At 63.7% G+C, this 16,324-nt stretch carries 15 protein-coding genes; 6 read left to right on the forward strand and 9 right to left on the reverse strand.

Annotation, left to right across the window (positions count from 1 at the left end; genetic code table 11):
• Positions 1–3: 3 nt before the first annotated feature.
• The 7 genes from ACGYK2_RS02355 to ACGYK2_RS02385 all read right to left on the reverse strand — a co-directional run bounded on the left by ACGYK2_RS02355 (position 4) and on the right by ACGYK2_RS02385 (position 9,833).
• Positions 4–1,179, reverse strand: coding sequence for an MFS transporter (locus tag ACGYK2_RS02355; RefSeq protein WP_271687079.1), 1,176 nt, complete (start codon positions 1,177–1,179; stop codon positions 4–6).
• Between the two features lie 6 nt (positions 1,180–1,185).
• Positions 1,186–1,749: a methyltransferase domain-containing protein gene (locus tag ACGYK2_RS02360; protein ID WP_271687077.1), complete on the reverse strand. Its 564-nt coding sequence runs from the start codon at positions 1,747–1,749 to the stop codon at positions 1,186–1,188.
• A gap of 73 nt (positions 1,750–1,822) precedes the next feature.
• Positions 1,823–3,217 carry a dihydrolipoyl dehydrogenase gene (gene lpdA, locus ACGYK2_RS02365; protein WP_271687076.1) on the reverse strand — a complete coding sequence of 465 codons (1,395 nt, stop codon included), beginning with the start codon at positions 3,215–3,217 and terminating at the stop codon, positions 1,823–1,825.
• Positions 3,218–3,314: 97 nt separating this feature from the next.
• Positions 3,315–3,914 carry a DUF924 family protein gene (locus ACGYK2_RS02370; RefSeq protein WP_271687075.1) on the reverse strand — a complete coding sequence of 200 codons (600 nt, stop codon included), beginning with the start codon at positions 3,912–3,914 and terminating at the stop codon, positions 3,315–3,317.
• 65 nt (positions 3,915–3,979) lie between these two features.
• Positions 3,980–5,314, reverse strand: coding sequence for an MFS transporter (locus ACGYK2_RS02375; protein ID WP_271687074.1), 1,335 nt, complete (start codon positions 5,312–5,314; stop codon positions 3,980–3,982).
• A gap of 72 nt (positions 5,315–5,386) precedes the next feature.
• Positions 5,387–6,451, reverse strand: coding sequence for a tRNA preQ1(34) S-adenosylmethionine ribosyltransferase-isomerase QueA (gene queA / locus ACGYK2_RS02380; RefSeq protein WP_271689907.1), 1,065 nt, complete (start codon positions 6,449–6,451; stop codon positions 5,387–5,389).
• Between the two features lie 40 nt (positions 6,452–6,491).
• Positions 6,492–9,833, reverse strand: coding sequence for a DUF3971 domain-containing protein (locus ACGYK2_RS02385; protein ID WP_271689906.1), 3,342 nt, complete (start codon positions 9,831–9,833; stop codon positions 6,492–6,494).
• Between the two features lie 108 nt (positions 9,834–9,941).
• Between ACGYK2_RS02385 and ACGYK2_RS02390 the strand changes: the two genes are divergently transcribed.
• The 4 genes from ACGYK2_RS02390 (at position 9,942) to ACGYK2_RS02405 (ending at position 13,242) form a co-directional block, all read left to right on the forward strand.
• Positions 9,942–10,415: a peroxiredoxin gene (locus tag ACGYK2_RS02390; RefSeq protein ID WP_271689905.1), complete on the forward strand. Its 474-nt coding sequence runs from the start codon at positions 9,942–9,944 to the stop codon at positions 10,413–10,415.
• A complete protein-coding gene (locus ACGYK2_RS02395; RefSeq protein WP_271689904.1) occupies positions 10,412–11,230 on the forward strand; it encodes a ferritin-like domain-containing protein in 819 nt (272 codons plus the stop codon). Before ACGYK2_RS02390 ends, ACGYK2_RS02395 begins: the two co-directional genes overlap by 4 nt.
• Before the next feature lie 193 nt (positions 11,231–11,423).
• Positions 11,424–12,752, forward strand: a complete 1,329-nt coding sequence (locus ACGYK2_RS02400) for a M23 family metallopeptidase (protein ID WP_271689903.1) — start codon at positions 11,424–11,426, stop codon at positions 12,750–12,752.
• A complete protein-coding gene (locus tag ACGYK2_RS02405) occupies positions 12,742–13,242 on the forward strand; it encodes a polymer-forming cytoskeletal protein (RefSeq protein ID WP_209217613.1) in 501 nt (166 codons plus the stop codon). Before ACGYK2_RS02400 ends, ACGYK2_RS02405 begins: the two co-directional genes overlap by 11 nt.
• Before the next feature lie 228 nt (positions 13,243–13,470).
• Here ACGYK2_RS02405 and ACGYK2_RS02410 read toward each other — a convergent pair whose 3' ends face one another.
• A complete protein-coding gene (locus ACGYK2_RS02410) occupies positions 13,471–14,025 on the reverse strand; it encodes a peptidylprolyl isomerase (RefSeq protein WP_271689901.1) in 555 nt (184 codons plus the stop codon).
• A complete protein-coding gene (locus tag ACGYK2_RS02415; RefSeq protein WP_174858656.1) occupies positions 14,018–14,524 on the reverse strand; it encodes a peptidylprolyl isomerase in 507 nt (168 codons plus the stop codon). Before ACGYK2_RS02415 ends, ACGYK2_RS02410 begins: the two co-directional genes overlap by 8 nt.
• A 127-nt stretch (positions 14,525–14,651) precedes the next feature.
• On the opposite strand from ACGYK2_RS02415, the gene ACGYK2_RS02420 reads away from it, so the two are divergent.
• Complete coding sequence (locus tag ACGYK2_RS02420; protein ID WP_271689900.1) at positions 14,652–15,830, forward strand: phosphoglycerate kinase; 1,179 nt, start codon at positions 14,652–14,654, stop codon at positions 15,828–15,830.
• A gap of 121 nt (positions 15,831–15,951) precedes the next feature.
• On the forward strand, positions 15,952–16,251 hold the full coding sequence (locus ACGYK2_RS02425) for a septum formation initiator family protein (RefSeq protein ID WP_067265383.1): 300 nt from the start codon (positions 15,952–15,954) through the stop codon (positions 16,249–16,251).
• The last annotated feature ends 73 nt before the right edge of the window (positions 16,252–16,324 follow it).

The raw sequence follows: 16,324 nt of genomic DNA on the forward strand, positions 1-16,324 counted from the left end.
GAACTAAACAGGAACACGTTGCCTGCGACGTCGGGCCGCACCGAGGAGGAGATGTGCCACAAGCCCCATAACGAAAGCCCCGCCCGCAAGTAGCGGCAGCGCCGCACCGCCGAAGCTTGCCAGGCCGAAGGCCATGACCGGCGTGCCAAGGCTGTTGCCGAGGTTGCCCATCTGCGCCACCGCGCCGTTGGCCTGTGCCTGCGCGGCGGGGCCGGTATTCAGCTGTGCCACAGCGGTGAAACTTGCCCCTTGGATCAGCCCCATAGCCCCTGCAAGCGCCAGACAGGCCAGCGGGGTGCCGGGGGCGAGCCAGAGCCAAACCATGGAAAGGGCCGAGAGGCCAAAGCCCGTTTGCACGACGTAGACCGCTGGCAGGCCGCGCAGCAGCGCCACGCCAATGGTCATTGACACCGCGATACTGGTGAGCGGCATGGCTGCCATGGTGACCGCCCGCCATGCCTCGGGGAGGTAGGGCGGCAAGACAGTGAGGATGGAGACGAAGCTGAATGTATAGAATAGCCAACCCGCCGCCGGGGCAGAGAGGAAGGGTGACCGGTAGATCGCAAGGTGATCGCGGAGTATCTGCGGCAGGGAGAAGGGCGGCTGCGCGCCCTCCTCCGGCAAGCTGCGCAGACTGGTGGAGAGCACCAGCGCGCAGCCCGCCATATAGACCGCGTGAACGGCGAAGAGCGCTGGCACACCCCAGTTCAATGCGAGCGGGCGGCCGAAAAGCGTCAGGACCGCGAAGGCGACGCCAAAGAAGGTGCCCCAGAGGGTCAGGGTAAACCCGCGGTCTTTCACAGCGCTAAGCTGCGCGATGAGGGTCGGCGCGGCGACGACGATGGCCAGGTGCGACAGCCCTTCGACGACGCGGCTGGCCAGCATCCAACCAAAGCCCGGCAAGAACGCCTGAAAAGCCGACACGGCCGCGCCAAGCCAAAGGGCGAAGAGGAGCGCGCGGCGATAGCGGACCCGGGCGACCACCAGCCCCGCCACGACACCAAGGAGGATACCGACACCGCCCACCAAGGAGACCAAGAACCCAAGTGCCGCCCCGGCCTGCGGGTAGATATCCGGCAGCAGGTCGAAGATGACGCTCATCTTGCCATATTGCGCCGCCGCCCCCAGCCCCGCGGCCCAAAGCGCAAAGACGCGCAGAAAGGAGGTGTGTTCAGCCATCTGCCCTCAAGCCTTCTGGGCCAGCGCCCAAGCGCAGAGCGGCATCTCGGGGTCGTTGGTCAGATCATCTGTGGCCTTGTCGAAAGCCGGGGGCCAGTCGGGTTCTAGATTGAGTGCGGCGGCGGCACGGTTGCCCCATTGTTTGGCGGTGATCCGGTGCGTGTCGAACCCGGCCTCGATCAGCAGGTTCTTCAGGCCCCGGGCGGACCAACGGGAGTTGTCATTTGGGGCGGCATGAAAGGGGATGAAAAACGGCACGGCGATCCAGAAATATCCGCCCGGCCTGAGCATCTGTTGAACATGGCCCAGTGCCGTATAAGGCCGGTCGAGATGCTCCCAAACCTGATTGGCGAGGATCAGATCGAACTGCCGCACGGCACCGCTCGCCGGATCGGTGAAGGGACCTGCGCAGATGTCATAGGTTGGATAGACGAACTGGGTGTAGCTCTTGAACGTGAACCGTTTGCCGAACTTGCCGGAGATTTCGGCGGCGTCCAGCGTTTCAGGGGTCAAACGGTCAATCATCCGGCGGGTGCTGCGGTGCATGACGACACGGTTTAGGCTGACCACGACATGGCTCCCGACGGTTTGGCCGAAGTACGGCGGGGCGAGGCGCGTTGGGCGCGCCCCGCCCCGTCGCGCTTTACATATGAATCACGCGGTCGAAAGCGTCGAGGACGGATTCATGCATCATCTCGCTGAGCGTCGGATGCGGGAAGACGGTGTTCATCAGGTCTTCTTCCGTGGTCTCCAACTGGCGGCCCACGACATAACCTTGGATCAGTTCCGTCACCTCGGCCCCGACCATATGCGCGCCCAGAAGCTCGCCGGTCTTGGCGTCGAAGATGGTTTTCACCAGCCCCTCAGGCTCCCCCAAGGCCACGGCCTTGCCATTGCCGATGAAGGGGAAACGCCCGACCTTAATGTCATAGCCCTGCTCTTTGGCCTTCGCCTCGGTCAGGCCGACGGAGGCGACTTGGGGGTGGCAATAGGTGCAGCCGGCGATGCTTTCGGGTTTGACGGGATGGGGTTTCTGGCCCGCGATCAGCTCAGCCACCATGACGCCCTCGTGGCTGGCCTTATGCGCAAGCCAGGGCGCGCCCGCGATGTCGCCAATGGCAAAGAGCCCATCGATCCCGGTGCGGCAATATTCATCCGTTACGACATGGGTGCGGTCAACCTTGACGCCAAGCTCTTCCAGCCCCAGCCCTTCGGTATTACCGACGATGCCAACGGCTGAGATCACGGTGTCGAACTCAAGCTTCTCGACCTTGCCGTCCCGTTCGATATGGGCGGTGACCTTATCCTCGGCACGGTCGAGTTTCTTGACCGTGGCCTTTTGCATGATGGTCATGCCCTGTTTTTCGAATGCCTTTTTGGCGAATTTCGAAATCTCTTCGTCTTCGACCGGCAGCACGCGGTCCATCACCTCGACCACGGTCGTGTCGGCGCCAAGGGTGTTGTAAAAGCTCGCAAATTCGATGCCGATGGCACCGGACCCGATGACCAGAAGTTTCTTGGGGTCGTGCACAGGTTGCAGGGCGTGGCGGTAGGTCCAGACGCGCTTGCCGTCCGCCTCTAGCCCCGGCAATTCGCGGGCGCGGGCACCAGTGGCCAGCACGATGTTCTTGGCCGTCAGCTCCTCGCTGCCCTTGTCAGTCTTGGCGGCGACCTTTCCCTTCGCGGGGATCGAAGCCTCGCCCATGAAGACATCGACCTTGTTTTTCTTCAGCAGGTGTTTGACCCCGCCTTCCATCTGCTTGGCAACGCCGCGCGAGCGTTTGACCACGGCGGCAAGATCATAGTCGATCTTATCCGCAGCCAGACCGAAGTCCTTGGCCCGGTGCATCAGGTGGAACACTTCGGCAGAGCGCAGCAGCGCCTTGGTGGGGATGCAGCCCCAGTTCAGGCAGATGCCGCCGAGGTTCTCCCGTTCGACCACCGCGACCTTTAGGCCAAGCTGTGCGCCGCGGATCGCAGCGACATAGCCGCCCGGCCCCGCACCGATCACGATCAGATCAAAGGATTTGGCAGCCATGGCAAGGACCTCGCGTTAGGGTTTGCAAATATAGTTTACCGCTAAACCATATTTGCAATCGCCACAACCACGCGTGTTGCCCCGGCCCGCCGAAGGCTCAGGCCGCTTGAAGTTCCGCGCGCAGATCCTTGACCGTCCGGCCATAGCCGCCCGCGTCGAGATAGGAGGTCTCCTGCGCGGTGAAACTGCGTGACAGCGCCTTATTGCGATAGGGAAAACGGCCAAACTGGCGGATCACTTCACGGTGGGCGCGGGCATGCAACAGGTTGCTGCCGTCGCTTTTCGGCATCCGCTCGCACATCAGACGCACGCAGCGGTCCTGATCGCAGAGGTTCTCGGAATGCATCAGCGGCAGGTAGAAGAACTGCCGCGCGGGCGCCTCAACGCGCATGTCCCAGCCTTTTTCGATCGCCAGTTTTGCCGCCGCCAGCGCGATACGGTCGCTGGAAAACGCCTTGCCCGTGTCGCGGAACATGTTGCGCGGGAATTGATCGGTCAGGATCAAAAACGCCAGCGCATCGGTGGGATTGGTCAGCCAGTGGTTCAGCTTGCCCGCTTGCGCCTCATCCCAAAGCCCCTCGAACCGCGCGCGGATATCGGCATCCAACGTTTCAGAACTGTTGTACCAGCCGGCCTGACCTACGTCTTCGAGCCAGAAATTCAGTACATCCTGGGGTTCTGCATTTGTGGCAGCCATCCAGCACACTCCTTTGCCGCAATCTGGGCGTTTCGTTAAAGTTAAGAACGTCTTACCGCAAAAGCCTAGTCACGTTTTATGTCATCCGCGACATCGTTATCGCTATCAGGGGCGTTTTTCTCTGCTTCGGCGTTTTCTTGGGCAGCCTCTTCGGCGGCTTCCTGTTCCGTTTCAATGATATATTCCTGCGCGATCTCCACGGCCACGGCAGTCGCTGAGGGGTAGATCGGCACGTAGTTGCCCGTCTCATCGACCGGTACCGCGGCCCGCTGTGTCTTACGATAGGAGGCATAGGCGGCCAGAGCGGCGAAAAGCACGGCGGTGAACAGATAAAAGCCCCCCGGCCCGAGCGCCGTGCCCATCATCCAACCGGTGATCACCGGACCCAGAACCGCGCCCAAGCCGTTGATAAATATCATCCCACCCGAGGCCGAGGCCATGTCCTCATGCTCAAGAAAGTCGTTGGTGTGGGCCATGAGCAGCGAGTAGAGCGGGTTCGACATGCCGCCCACCAGAAAGGCCGTGGCCAGCAGAATCGGGAAGATATGGCCCAGCGTCATCCCGATGACCGAGCCGATACCGCCGAGCGTGGCAACGATGACGATCAGGCTGCGGCGGTCCATGCGGTCCGAGATCCAGCCGATGGGGTATTGGAGGATCACGGAGCCGACGAAGAACATGGCCACGAAAAGTGAAATCTGCCCGACACTCAGCCCGGCCTCGGCGCCGTAAACCGCCGCCATGCCGAATTGCGCCGAGAAGACGCCGCCGAGAAGAAACATGCCGACACAGCCCAGCGGCGAGAAATCCATCAACTCGCGCAGGCTCATCGGTTTGGTGGTGTCGAAAGGCGGTGTCGGGCTGATCGACAGAAGGATCGGGGTCACCGCGATGCTCACCAGCACCGAGGGGATGACGAAGAGCACGAAGCCCGAGGGATCGGCGGTCAGCAAGAGCGCCTGCGCGATCACGATGCCCAGCGTTTGCACGATCATATAGGCCGAGAGCGCCTGCCCTCGGTTTTCGTTCGTGGCGGCGTTGTTGAGCCAGCTTTCCGCTGTGACGTAGACGGCGGAGAAGCAGAAGCCGATCAGCACCCGGCCCAGCGACCAGACGATGGTGTTTGGAAATGTCGGATAGATGATCATCACCGCCGAGATCAGCGAGGCCAATGCCGCGAAGACCCGCACGTGGCCCACCCGCCGGATCATCCCCGGCGCCATGCGCGATCCGCCAAGGAAGCCCACGAAATAGGCCGACATGACGATCGACATCTGGAAGGTTGAAAACCCTTCGATGCCGCCACGGATACCCAGCAGCGTGCCTTGCATGCCGTTGCCGACCATCAACAGGCACATGCCCAGCAAAAGCGCCCATGCGCTTGAAACCACTTGAATCATCAGTCAATTCCTTGTTCGCCCAAGCCCTCCCATGGACGGCAATCGCAGGCTAGTCACCCCCTGGTGCGACATTCAAGCGGGTTTTTGCGCCTCGGGCAGCAGAAGGGAAGAGTCCCCATAGGAGAAAAAGCGGTACTTCTCGCCGATGGCATGGGCATAGATGTCTTTCACCCGCTGCACCCCCATGAGGGCCGAAACCAGCATCATCAGCGTGGATTTGGGCAGGTGGAAATTCGTCATCAGACCGTCGGTGACGTTGAACTGGAACCCGGGCGTGATGAAAATGTCGGTATCCCCTTCCCAGGCGGTGATCTCACCCTCGCGCGCCGCCGTCTCAATCAGGCGCAGGGCGGTGGTGCCCACGGGGATCACGCGCCCTCCGGCGGCGCGGGTGGCGGCAATCTCTTCAGCGGCCTTTGCGCTAACCCGGCCCCATTCGGCGTGCATCTTGTGTTCCGAGATGTCGTCGACCTTGACCGGCAGGAAGGTGCCCGCGCCGACATGCAGGGTGACATGGCTAAAACTCACGCCCTTCGCGGCCAGTGCTTCAAGCAGCGGCTCGTCGAAATGTAGCGAGGCCGTAGGCGCCGCGACCGCGCCCGCGTGGCGAGCAAAGACGGTTTGGTAATCGGTCATGTCCTGCGCATCAGCGGCACGTTTGGCGGCGATATAGGGCGGCAGCGGCATCGCCCCCGCGGCATTGAGCGCCGCGTCGAAATCATCGCCCGCGCAGTTGAACCGCAGATGCCCCTGCCCGTCTTCCACTGCTTCCAACGTGGCGCGCAGATCATCGGAAAAGACGACCTCTTCGCCGATCTTCAGCTTGCGCAGCGGCTTGATCAGCGCCGACCAAGTGCCGTTCCCGCGCGGCTCCAGCAGGGTGACTTCGATCTTGGCCTGCACCGCCCCTTGGGCCGAGGTGCGGTGGCGAATGCCGCTCAGCCGTGCGGGGATCACGCGGGTATCGTTCAGCACCAATCGGTCGCCGGGGCCCAGCCAGTCGGTCAGGTCGGTCACGCGCCGGTCGTGCAGAGCGTCGCCCTCGGCCACCAGCAACCGCGCGGAAGAGCGCGGGTTGGCGGGACGTGTGGCGATCAGGGTCTCAGGCAGGTCGAAATCGAAATCGGAAAGCTTCATCGGCGCGGCTCCGGGTCTGGCGGCAGGGTCGCTTCGGCGCTTAGCGTTCCTCCGGCACCCGGGCAACCGGATTCGCTTGGCCCTGCACCTGTGGCGGCTGGGGCGGCGGGCGGCGGAACAGCTCGCGGAACATGCCAGGGGTGAGTGCCGAGAGCGGATTGACCGAAACGCTGGGCTCTTTCGCGGCCCCCGTGAGCCGGTAGTTGAACCCGATCAGCCCCTCGCCCTTGCGGGTAAAGAGCGACCCGATCCCGTTGAACATATAGACCGGAGAGATCACGCCCTGCATGTCGATCAACCCGCTGTCGAGCGCATAGACCCCATCCATCGACAGGCCCAAGGAAGCGCCCACGGCGCTGGCCTCGGTCAGGGTCAATCGGTTCGGGGTCAGGCGAAAGTTTGCCTCCACATCGTCAAAGTAAATCCCGTCGCCGTTGAGTTCATTGATCAACCCGACGACCGAGATGGCATTGACCAGCGCCGCGATCCCCGGCGCGTCCTGAATAGCGACGTCACTGACCGTGAGCTGCCCGTCAAAGGCACCGCCCGAGCCGACCGGCAGCAGGGTGAGCGACAGGTTGCCCCCGACCACCTGTTTCACCAACCCGGCCGAGCGCAGAACCCCGCCCGCGTCGTCCGAGACCACGCGCACCGCACTGCGCCCCGCTTGGGGCAGCACCCGCCCCTGCACCGGCGTGCCGCCATTGAGCCGGGCGGTAAAGGCGCCGTCCATCCCCTTGGCGGTGTCGAATGTGCCCGAAAGATCGGTTAGGTAAATCGTGTCGGTGATCTGCAACCGGTCCAGCGCCACGCGCATCGGCGGCCCAGCTTGCCCCTCGGCCCCGCCGAACTCGGCCCGGCGCATGTCGAGCGTGCCGCCGCCCAGCACCACCTGCACTGGGTTGCCCTTGCCCTGCCCGATCAGTTGCAACGGGATATCCAGCCAGTCGCCCCGCCGCAGCCGGTCGATCCGCACCCGGTCCAATGCGCCGCCGGGGGCAAGGTCGATGGAGCCCGCCACCCGCAGCCCCGGCGCGTTCAATTGAAAGGCGTCGATATTCGGCGTCTCGCCCAAACGCCCCGCCAATCGCAACTCGCCCTTGGTGCCCGGCGCCTTGCTCCATGACAGTTGCGGGACGGAGACGCCCAAACCCGCCAGATCGCTTTGCAACGTGAAGCGCGGCGCTTCGCCTTTTTTGAGGTCCACGGCAATCCGCCCGCGTCCCTCGCCACGAAGGCTGCCGGGGGGCAGTGCCACGCCAAAGGCTTCGAGCCCCGCCGGGGTCAGCGCCACCTGCGCGGTCAGGCGGCTTTCATCCGAGCCGGGGCCGATCGCCTGCGACCATTCCCCGTCGAAGCCCACCCCGTCGATACGCCCTTCACCGCCGATGGTGATACGATCATTGCTCGCGGTAATGGCCAGCCTGTTGGCCTGAAGGCTGCGGTCTTTCACCAGCGTATCGGTCGAGAGCGCCAGCAAATCCCCCGCAAAGTGATAGCGCACGTCTTCGGGCTTGCCGCCCTTTTTCAACGGCAGCGCCAGCGTACCTTTCAACACCGCCTCCCCATCCGCGAGCGTCACAGGCAGCCCTGCCTTGTCCATCACCCGCATCGGCGGCTGATTGAGCAGCGACAGCGCCGCGGTCAGGGTGGAGCGGGTGTTGAGCCGGATCACCGAGGGGCTGCCGTCTTTCACCCGCACGTCGGGAATGATGAAGGACGAGCCATCCAGTGTCACCGCCCCGCCCTGCGGCGCGATGACCTCGCCCGCGTCCACCGTGACGACAAGGCGGTTGTCGAGCAGGCTCATATGGCCGCTGCCGTCAGTGATATGCGGCAAGGTTTTGAGAAACCGGACCTCGGCCCCGGCATAGTCAAAGGCCACATAGGTCTGCGGCGCCTGCCCCGGCGCCATGCGCAGCGCCAGATCGAGGTTGCGCATCCGGCCCGCGTGAAGGTTCTCATGCAGCCATTTGCGGGTCTTGGGCTTCACCCCCTCGGGCCAGAGCGCCAGAAGGCGTTCGGGGCTGAGCCGGTCCATCCGCCCATCGAGGGACAGGTTCCAGCCCTCAGGCTCGGCCACCAGCGCACCATCAAGGCGCAGGTTGCGGCCCTGATCGCTGATCTCCAGACGGCCCAGTTTCAGGTGAAACGGATTAAGGCTGAGTTCAAAGTCGATATCCGCCTGATCCAAGGCCACCGTCTCGGGGTAGACTTCCGCCGGATTGGCCCGCAGGTCGCGCAGGCTGAACTGCCCCACCATCCGCCCCGGAATGCCGCCCGTGACATCGCCCAGTTGCGAACTGCCGGTGATATTGCCCGAGACCCAAGGGCTGTCGAGCGACATCTCGTCAAAGCGCAACAGCTGGCGCGCGGGGTCGTAGCTGAAATAGCTCTGCGCCCCATCGAAGGGGATCGGCTTGGTCTGCGGATTAGGCTGCAAGACGCCCTTGCCGATCTGCAAAGAGGCGTTGATCGGTGCGAAACGGCCCGCGCTGTCGATGCCGCTGCGCACCGCGCCCGAGATATTGGTCCGCAGCACTTCGAGCCACGAAAAGGCAGGCCCCTGCGCCGCGATGTCGCGTGCATCGACCCCGTCGAACGTGACGCCAAAGGTCGCGGCACTCTCACCGATTTGGCTGCTGTAATTGGCGGTGAGCGTGGCCACCCCCGCGCCCCCGCTGAGCACCGCGAGGTCCGCCGAGAGGTCAAGCGCGTCACCAATGCGCGACAGGCGCAGCCGCCCGCCATCTCCGGTCCAAGCGCGACCCGCGCGGGCATCCTCGAACCGCAGCGTCAGCGCGCGCAGCTCGACCGAGCGGAGGGCGGAAAGCGCGGGGGCGGCCAGCACCTCGTCGATCTGGCCGATGAGTTGCGGCAGGGTCGCCGCCTCCCGCTCGGGTGGCGCAATCCCGGCCCCGGCGCTCAGGCTCACCCGGCCATCCGCCCCGCGGCGCAGATTTGCCACCACGCCCGAAAGCGAAATCGCCCGGGGCTGCGCCACACCGCGCAGCAGGGACCGCATCGACAGGCTGGCCTTGAACTCATTGAAACTGACGATCTCATCGCCCTCGGGCGTGGTGACAAAGATGTCTTGCAAACGCACGCGGGGGCGCCATCCCTCGTCGACGACGAATTCCATCGCACCGAAGTCCACCCGCGCCTGTGGCAGGGCGCTCGCGATCCGCGCCTCGATCCGTGTCTGCACCCAAAGCGGCGCCGGGATCGGACGCCCGGTGAAATAGACCGCCGCCCCGGTGGCCAGCGCCGCCAAGAGCACCAGCACCACAGCCGAGACGATCCCCGCGCGGCGGCGCGACCGGCGGCGCGGCGGCCCTTCGCCATCTGGCGCAGGGGGGCTGGAAGGGGACGGGTCGCGCATCGTGCTCCGGTTCGACTGGGGCGGCTTTCTGGGGCGGCTTTGACGTTGTCAAATCAGATGCAGTATGACAGCCCTGAACGACCCTTCACAAGCCAAAGGAACCGCCCCATGTCGCAGATCGGACCCCAGCCCGGCCAACCGGCCCCGGATTTCACCCTTCCCGTGACCGGCGGTGGCGAGATCACGCTCTCTGCCTTGCGCGGCGCGCCGGTTGTTCTGTTCTTCTACCCGCGCGACGACACGCCCGGCTGTACCAAGGAATCGATCGGCTTTTCCGAGCGTTTGCCTGACTTCGCCGAGGCAGGCGTGCAGGTCTTTGGCATTTCGCGCGACAGTATGGACAAACACGACAAATTCGCCGCCAAACACGCGCTGACGGTGCCGCTTTTGTCAGACACCGATGGCGCGGTGACCGAAGCCTATGAGGTTTGGGTCGAAAAGAACATGTACGGCAAGAAATCCATGGGTATCGAACGCGCGACCTATCTGATCGACGCCGAAGGGCAGATTGCGCAGGTCTGGCGCAAGGTGAAGGTGCCCGGCCATGTGGATGCCGTGCTCGACGCGGTGCGCGGCGCATGATGCCGCTGGCGGAAATGGCCGAGGCGGTGCTGCGCACGGCGGATGGGCGCGAGAAGACCGCGCTGTCGCGGAAATATGCGGCCCAGTGGCTCTCGGCCCGGGAGGCCGGTGAACGCCCTGAGGTGGGCCGCGCCGACCCGCCGCTGCACCCTGCCCGGCCCGCAAAGCCCGAGTTGCTCTCGCCCCGCGACGTCCCGCGCCGCCGTCCCGGCACGCCCGAAGGCCGCGCGGCGCTGCTCCATGCCGTGGCGCATATCGAGTTGAACGCGGTCGATCTGCATTGGGATGTGATCGCGCGTTTCTCTCATGTGCCGCTGCCCTTGGGCTTTTATGACGATTGGGTCAAAGCAGCGGATGACGAATCCAAACATTTCAACCTGATGTGCGATTGTCTTGAGGAAATGGGCAGCCATTACGGTGCCATGCCCGCCCATGCCGGCATGTGGCGCGCCGCCGAAGACACGGTGGACGATCTGATGGGCCGCCTCGCCGTGGTGCCGATGGTGCTGGAGGCCCGCGGCCTTGATGTGACCCCCGGGATGATCGAGATTTTCCGCAAAGCGAAGGCCGACAGCGCCGTGGCCGCGCTTGAGACGATCTATGCCGAAGAGGTCGCCCATGTGGCCTATGGCAGCAAGTGGTTTCACTTCCTCTGTGGCCGCCATGACGACGACCCAAAGGACCGTTTTCATGCCCTCGTGCGCAAGTATTTCCACGGCGATCTCAAGCCGCCCTTCAACGAGGAAAAGCGCGCCGAGGCGGGAATCCCGCCCGATTTCTACTGGCCTCTGACGGCGGATGGCGGGCCAAGCTGATCCGGTCTGAAAACAGCAAGTGCTTGGTATCGGCGGTTTTTTGCCAATGAAAAAGCGCTTTTTTGGACGAATGGGGGAATGCCGCGCAGGCGCGGGTCAATAGGGTTGCCCCATTCGCGGGCACTGGCTATTGACGTTGGGCGCGAAGGGGCCGAGGCCCCCGCACCGACGGGACGGGACAAAGGACGAAAACGTGCGCACACGGATTGCCATCAAGACGCATGCTCTGCTTGAGCATTACTTTCCCGAACGCCGCGTCTTTTTGAAATCCGACAGCGACACACGTTTCATCCGCCTGCGGCCCGGCACCCAGATCCTCGGGCTGGCGGGATCGGCCTTTCTGGTCTCTTGGGCCATCATTGCCACCGCCATCATCTTGATGGACAGCATTGGCTCCGGCAATTTTCGCGAACAGGCCAAACGCGACCAGCGCACCTATCAGGCCCGGCTGAACGAGCTTTCCGCACAGCGCGATCTGCGCGCCGAAGAGGCGCTTGCCGCGCAAGATCGCTTCAACGCCGCGCTGACGCAGATTTCCGTCATGCAGTCCGAACTGCTGGCCTCCGAGACCCGCCGCCGTGAGTTGGAGACCGGGATCGAGGTGATCCAATCCACCCTGCGCGACACGATGAAAGACCGCCAGAAGGCCCGGCTGAAACTGGCCGAACTGGAAGGCAGCCTTGAGAATGGCGAAGCGGGCAGCCTGCGCGCCGATGCCGATCAGGCGCCGGTCGATTTCCTTGCCCAAGCCCTTGCCCGGACCGCGGCGGAGCGCGACAAGGTCGTGGTCGACGCGCAGGATGCGCTGTTGCAAGCCGATGAGATGGCCCAAGAAATCGCCCTGATGCGCGATCAGAACGACGCGATCTTCCGCCAGCTTGAAGAAGCGATGAGCGTTTCCGTCGCCCCGCTTGACAAGATGTTCCGCAGCGCGGGCATGCCGACCGACCGTATCCTCGCCACCGTGCGCCGGGGCTATTCGGGCCAAGGCGGGCCGATGACGCCGCTGTCCTTCACCACCCGCGGCGAAGAGCTGAGCCCCGACACACTGCGCGCCAACCGTCTGCTGAGCCAGATGGACCGGCTGAACCTTTACCGGATCGCCGCCGAAAAGGCGCCTTTCGCAAACCCGGTCAAAAACGCTTTCCGCTTCACCAGCCAGTTCGGCTATCGCCGCGATCCCAAGACCGGCGGCCGCCGGATGCACAAGGGCGTCGACTTTGCCGCCGGGATGGGCACGCCGCTTTATGCAACCGCCGATGGCGTGGTGATTCACGCAGGCTGGTCCTCGGGCTATGGCCGTCTGGTCAAGATCCAGCATGAGTTCGGCATTGAGACCCGTTATGCCCACATGTCCAAGCTGCGCGTGAAAGTTGGTCAAAGAGTCTCGCGCGGGCAACATATCGGTGATATGGGTGCCTCAGGACGGGTCACCGGAGTTCATCTGCACTATGAAGTCCGCGTAGGTGGCAAAGCTGTCAATCCCATGATCTATATCAAGGCTGCAAACGATGTTTTCTAAAAGCAAAATCAACGATCCCGCCCCTCAGGATGCAGATGTGTCCAAACCGGCACCCTCCGGTGCATCCTCGGCCCCCGCGCCCTCTAAGCAGAGCGAATTCAAGGCCAGCGCGCCCAAGGCAAAGCCGCCCGCATCCGTTCTGTCTTCGGATCTGCATGTGACCGGCAACATGAAAACGACGGGCGACGTTCAGGTTGAAGGCACAGTCGAGGGCGACATTCGCGCCCATCTGCTGACCATCGGTGAGACGGCGACGATCAAGGGCGAAGTGGTTGCCGATGACGTGGTGATCAATGGCCGTATCGTGGGCCGCGTGCGCGGCCTCAAGGTGCGTCTGACATCGACCGCGCGGGTCGAGGGCGACATCATCCACAAGACCATCGCGATCGAATCTGGTGCGCATTTCGAAGGTTCCGTGCAGCGTCAGGATGACCCGCTGAACCCCGGCGCGAAATCCGCACCCGCGCAGAAGCCGAACCCGGCGTCCTAAGCTTCGGCAGGCTGAACATTCGCAGGCGTCGCAGATAATGCGGCGCCTGTTTGCTTTTGGGGGCCGGTCTATGCTGCGCCCTGCCCGCTTCGCCAATATCAATAGCTCGGAATATGCGCCGCGCTGCGCTGATGGCAGACCACTGGCGATAACGCTCATTTCATCACGGCCTGAGCTGGCCGATGCGTGGGGAGAGCAAGCCCACCCCACACGATGCTCGTCTGGACGTTACTCGGTCACCGTGACCGTTTTCATCACGTCCGGCGTGCCCACGACGGCGCCGTTCGGGCCGGTGCCGCGCTTGATGGCATCGACCACGTCCTGCCCTTCGGTAACCTTGCCGACAACGGTGTACTGACCGTTGAGGAAGGGTGCTTCGTCAAACATGATGAAGAACTGGCTGTTGGCACTGTCGGGGCTCTGGCTACGGGCCATGCCGACGACGCCTTTCTCATAGGCGATGTCCGAGAATTCGGCCTTGAGGTCGGGCTTCTCGGACCCGCCCATGCCGGCGCGTGCGGTGTCGCCATCGGCGCGGCCGAACTGCACGTCGCCGGTCTGGGCCATGAAGCCGTCGATCACGCGGTGAAAGACCACCCCGTCATAGGCGCCTTCCTCGGCCAGTTCGGTGATCTGCGCCACATGGTTGGGCGCCACATCTTCGAGCAGGTCGATCTTAACGATGCCATTGGCCTCGCCCGCGACCTCAATCTCGAGCCCGGTGGCCATGGCCGCCGAGCCGAGAAGCGCGAGAACTGCGCTGGAGGTGGCGATCTTACGCATCTGCGGCCACCTTGACGGAGATCATGCGGTCAGGGTTCGCAGGCGGCTCGCCCCGGGTGATCGCATCGACATGCTCCATGCCGGAAATGACCTGCCCGTAAACGGTGTATTGACCGTTGAGGAAGTCATTGTCCTTGAAGTTGATGAAGAACTGGCTGTTGGCGCTGTCGGGGTTGGCCGAACGGGCCGCACCGATGGTGCCACGCGCATGGGGAACCTTGGAGAATTCCGCCGGCAAGTTCGGCAGGTCGGAGCCGCCGGTGCCCGCTGCGCGCAGGTTGAAGTTATCTTCCATGTTGCCGTTGGCCACGTCGCCGGTCTGGGCCATAAACCCTTCGATCACGCGGTGGAAGGCGACATTGTCGTATTTCCCGGCGCGGGCCAGTTCCTTCATCCGCTCCACATGTTTGGGCGCAAGGTCGGGCATCAGTTCGATGGTGACGGTGCCGCCTTTCAGTTCCATCAGGATGGTGTTCTCGGGGTCTTTGATCTCGGCCATGGGGCAATCCTTTGATTTGTCTTTGCCAGATACCTAAGGAGCTTGGCCGCGATTGCCAAGCCGCGCATTGACCTGAGGCCAGATAACAGCAAAACACAGCGCAAGAGATTGGATTGGGAGAAGACCGATGGGCTGGAAATCACTGGACGATATGGAACTGGACGGCAAGCGCGTGCTCTTGCGTGTCGACATCAACGTGCCGGTCGAAGAGGGCCGCGTCACCGATGCCACGCGGATCGAGCGGATCGTCCCCACGGTGAACGACATCCTGTCGCGCGGCGGCAAGGTGACGCTGCTGGCGCATTTCGGACGCCCCAAGGGCAAGGTCGTCGAGGAAATGAGTCTGCGCCAAGTCCTCCCCGCGTTGGAAAAGGCACTTGGCCGCGACGTGGCATTCCTGCCATCGCTGGACGCCGCAGGCGACGCGCAGGCCGATCTGCAACTCATGGAAAACATCCGCTTCTACCCCGGTGAGGAGGCCAATGACGAAGATTTCGCCCGCCAACTGGCCGCGCTCGGCGATATCTATTGCAATGATGCCTTCTCTGCCGCGCACCGCGCCCATGCCTCGACCGAGGCGCTGGCGCGGCTGCTGCCTGCCTGCGCGGGGCGCTTGATGCAGGCGGAGCTCTCGGCGCTGGAGGCGGCACTTGCCAAGCCCGAACGCCCGGTGGGCGCTGTCGTGGGCGGGGCCAAAGTCTCGACCAAGATCGCGCTTTTGGAAAACCTCGTGAACCGGCTCGACGTTTTGGTCATCGGCGGCGGCATGGCGAACACCTTCCTCGCCGCACTCGGGGCCGATCTGGGCAAATCGTTGGAAGAGCCGGACTATTACGACACGGCCAAGGACATCATGGCGCAGGCCGAAAAGGCGGGTTGCCGGGTCATCCTGCCGGTCGACGGTCTGGTCTCGCGGGAGTTCGCCAAGGGTGCGGCCCATGAGGTCGCCCCGCTTGGGCCTGATGCAAAACTCGCGACAGATCAGATGGTGCTCGACGCCGGCCCCGAGACTGTCGCATTGGTTGAGACGGCCTTTGCCGAGCTGCGCACCCTGATCTGGAACGGCCCCATGGGAGCCTTTGAAATCCCGCCCTTCGACACCGCCACCGTCGCCGCGGCCCAAGCCGCAGCCGCCAAGACCCGCGACGGCACGCTGATCTCCGTCGCCGGGGGCGGTGACACGGTCGCGGCGCTGAACCAAGCGGGCGTGGCGGATGATTTCACCTATATCTCCACCGCCGGGGGCGCCTTCCTTGAATGGATGGAGGGCAAGACCCTGCCCGGCGTCGCCGCTTTGGGCGGCTAAGTCGCGCAAAAACGCGATTTACCGCTAAAAACAACGGGTTTCCCGCAATTGTGGGATTCCCATGACGAATCGCCTGTGGCATACTGGTGTCACGTCCGCCAAGAGACGCAGAGGCAGAACCATGACACGCAACACCCGTCCGGCTTTCGGCACATTGCTGTTCTTCGCAATCGCTTTCGCGCTGAGCCTGTATTTCACCTTCGCCGCCGTGCAGGGGGATTTCGGCCTGTTCCGCCGGACCGAGATCGTGGCCGAGAACCAAAAGCTGAGCGACCGTCTGGCCGAGGTCCGCGCCGAGGTGGCCCGGATGGAGAACCTGACCCGCCGCCTGTCGGACGACTATCTCGACCTTGATCTTTTGGACGAACGCGCGCGCAAGGTGCTGGGCATGGTCCGCACCGATGAGATCGTCATTCGCTGACCTTTCTCGGCCAATCGCCCTACTGTCCCCTATCCCGCGCCTGCGGCCTTGCAATCACACCAAATCTCTGGCC

Origin of the sequence: Sulfitobacter sp. 1A10359 (genome assembly GCF_043558145.1) — a bacterium.
GTDB classification, from domain to species: Bacteria; Pseudomonadota; Alphaproteobacteria; order Rhodobacterales; family Rhodobacteraceae; genus Sulfitobacter; species Sulfitobacter faviae.

Excerpts from the sequence above, each read along its gene's own strand:
- ACGYK2_RS02385 (WP_271689906.1), bottom strand. The coding sequence starts at position 9,833 with ATGCGCGACCCGTCCCCTTCCAGCCCCCCTGCGCCAGATGGCGAAGGG.
- ACGYK2_RS02410 (WP_271689901.1), bottom strand. The coding sequence starts at position 14,025 with ATGCGTAAGATCGCCACCTCCAGCGCAGTTCTCGCGCTTCTCGGCTCG.
- ACGYK2_RS02420 (WP_271689900.1), top strand. The coding sequence starts at position 14,652 with ATGGGCTGGAAATCACTGGACGATATGGAACTGGACGGCAAGCGCGTG.
- ACGYK2_RS02355 (WP_271687079.1), bottom strand. The coding sequence starts at position 1,179 with ATGGCTGAACACACCTCCTTTCTGCGCGTCTTTGCGCTTTGGGCCGCG.
- ACGYK2_RS02395 (WP_271689904.1), top strand. The coding sequence starts at position 10,412 with ATGATGCCGCTGGCGGAAATGGCCGAGGCGGTGCTGCGCACGGCGGAT.
- ACGYK2_RS02415 (WP_174858656.1), bottom strand. The coding sequence starts at position 14,524 with ATGGCCGAGATCAAAGACCCCGAGAACACCATCCTGATGGAACTGAAA.
- ACGYK2_RS02375 (WP_271687074.1), bottom strand. The coding sequence starts at position 5,314 with ATGATTCAAGTGGTTTCAAGCGCATGGGCGCTTTTGCTGGGCATGTGC.
- ACGYK2_RS02390 (WP_271689905.1), top strand. The coding sequence starts at position 9,942 with ATGTCGCAGATCGGACCCCAGCCCGGCCAACCGGCCCCGGATTTCACC.
- ACGYK2_RS02405 (WP_209217613.1), top strand. The coding sequence starts at position 12,742 with ATGTTTTCTAAAAGCAAAATCAACGATCCCGCCCCTCAGGATGCAGAT.
- ACGYK2_RS02370 (WP_271687075.1), bottom strand. The coding sequence starts at position 3,914 with ATGGCTGCCACAAATGCAGAACCCCAGGATGTACTGAATTTCTGGCTC.
- ACGYK2_RS02425 (WP_067265383.1), top strand. The coding sequence starts at position 15,952 with ATGACACGCAACACCCGTCCGGCTTTCGGCACATTGCTGTTCTTCGCA.
- lpdA (WP_271687076.1), bottom strand. The coding sequence starts at position 3,217 with ATGGCTGCCAAATCCTTTGATCTGATCGTGATCGGTGCGGGGCCGGGC.
- queA (WP_271689907.1), bottom strand. The coding sequence starts at position 6,451 with ATGAAGCTTTCCGATTTCGATTTCGACCTGCCTGAGACCCTGATCGCC.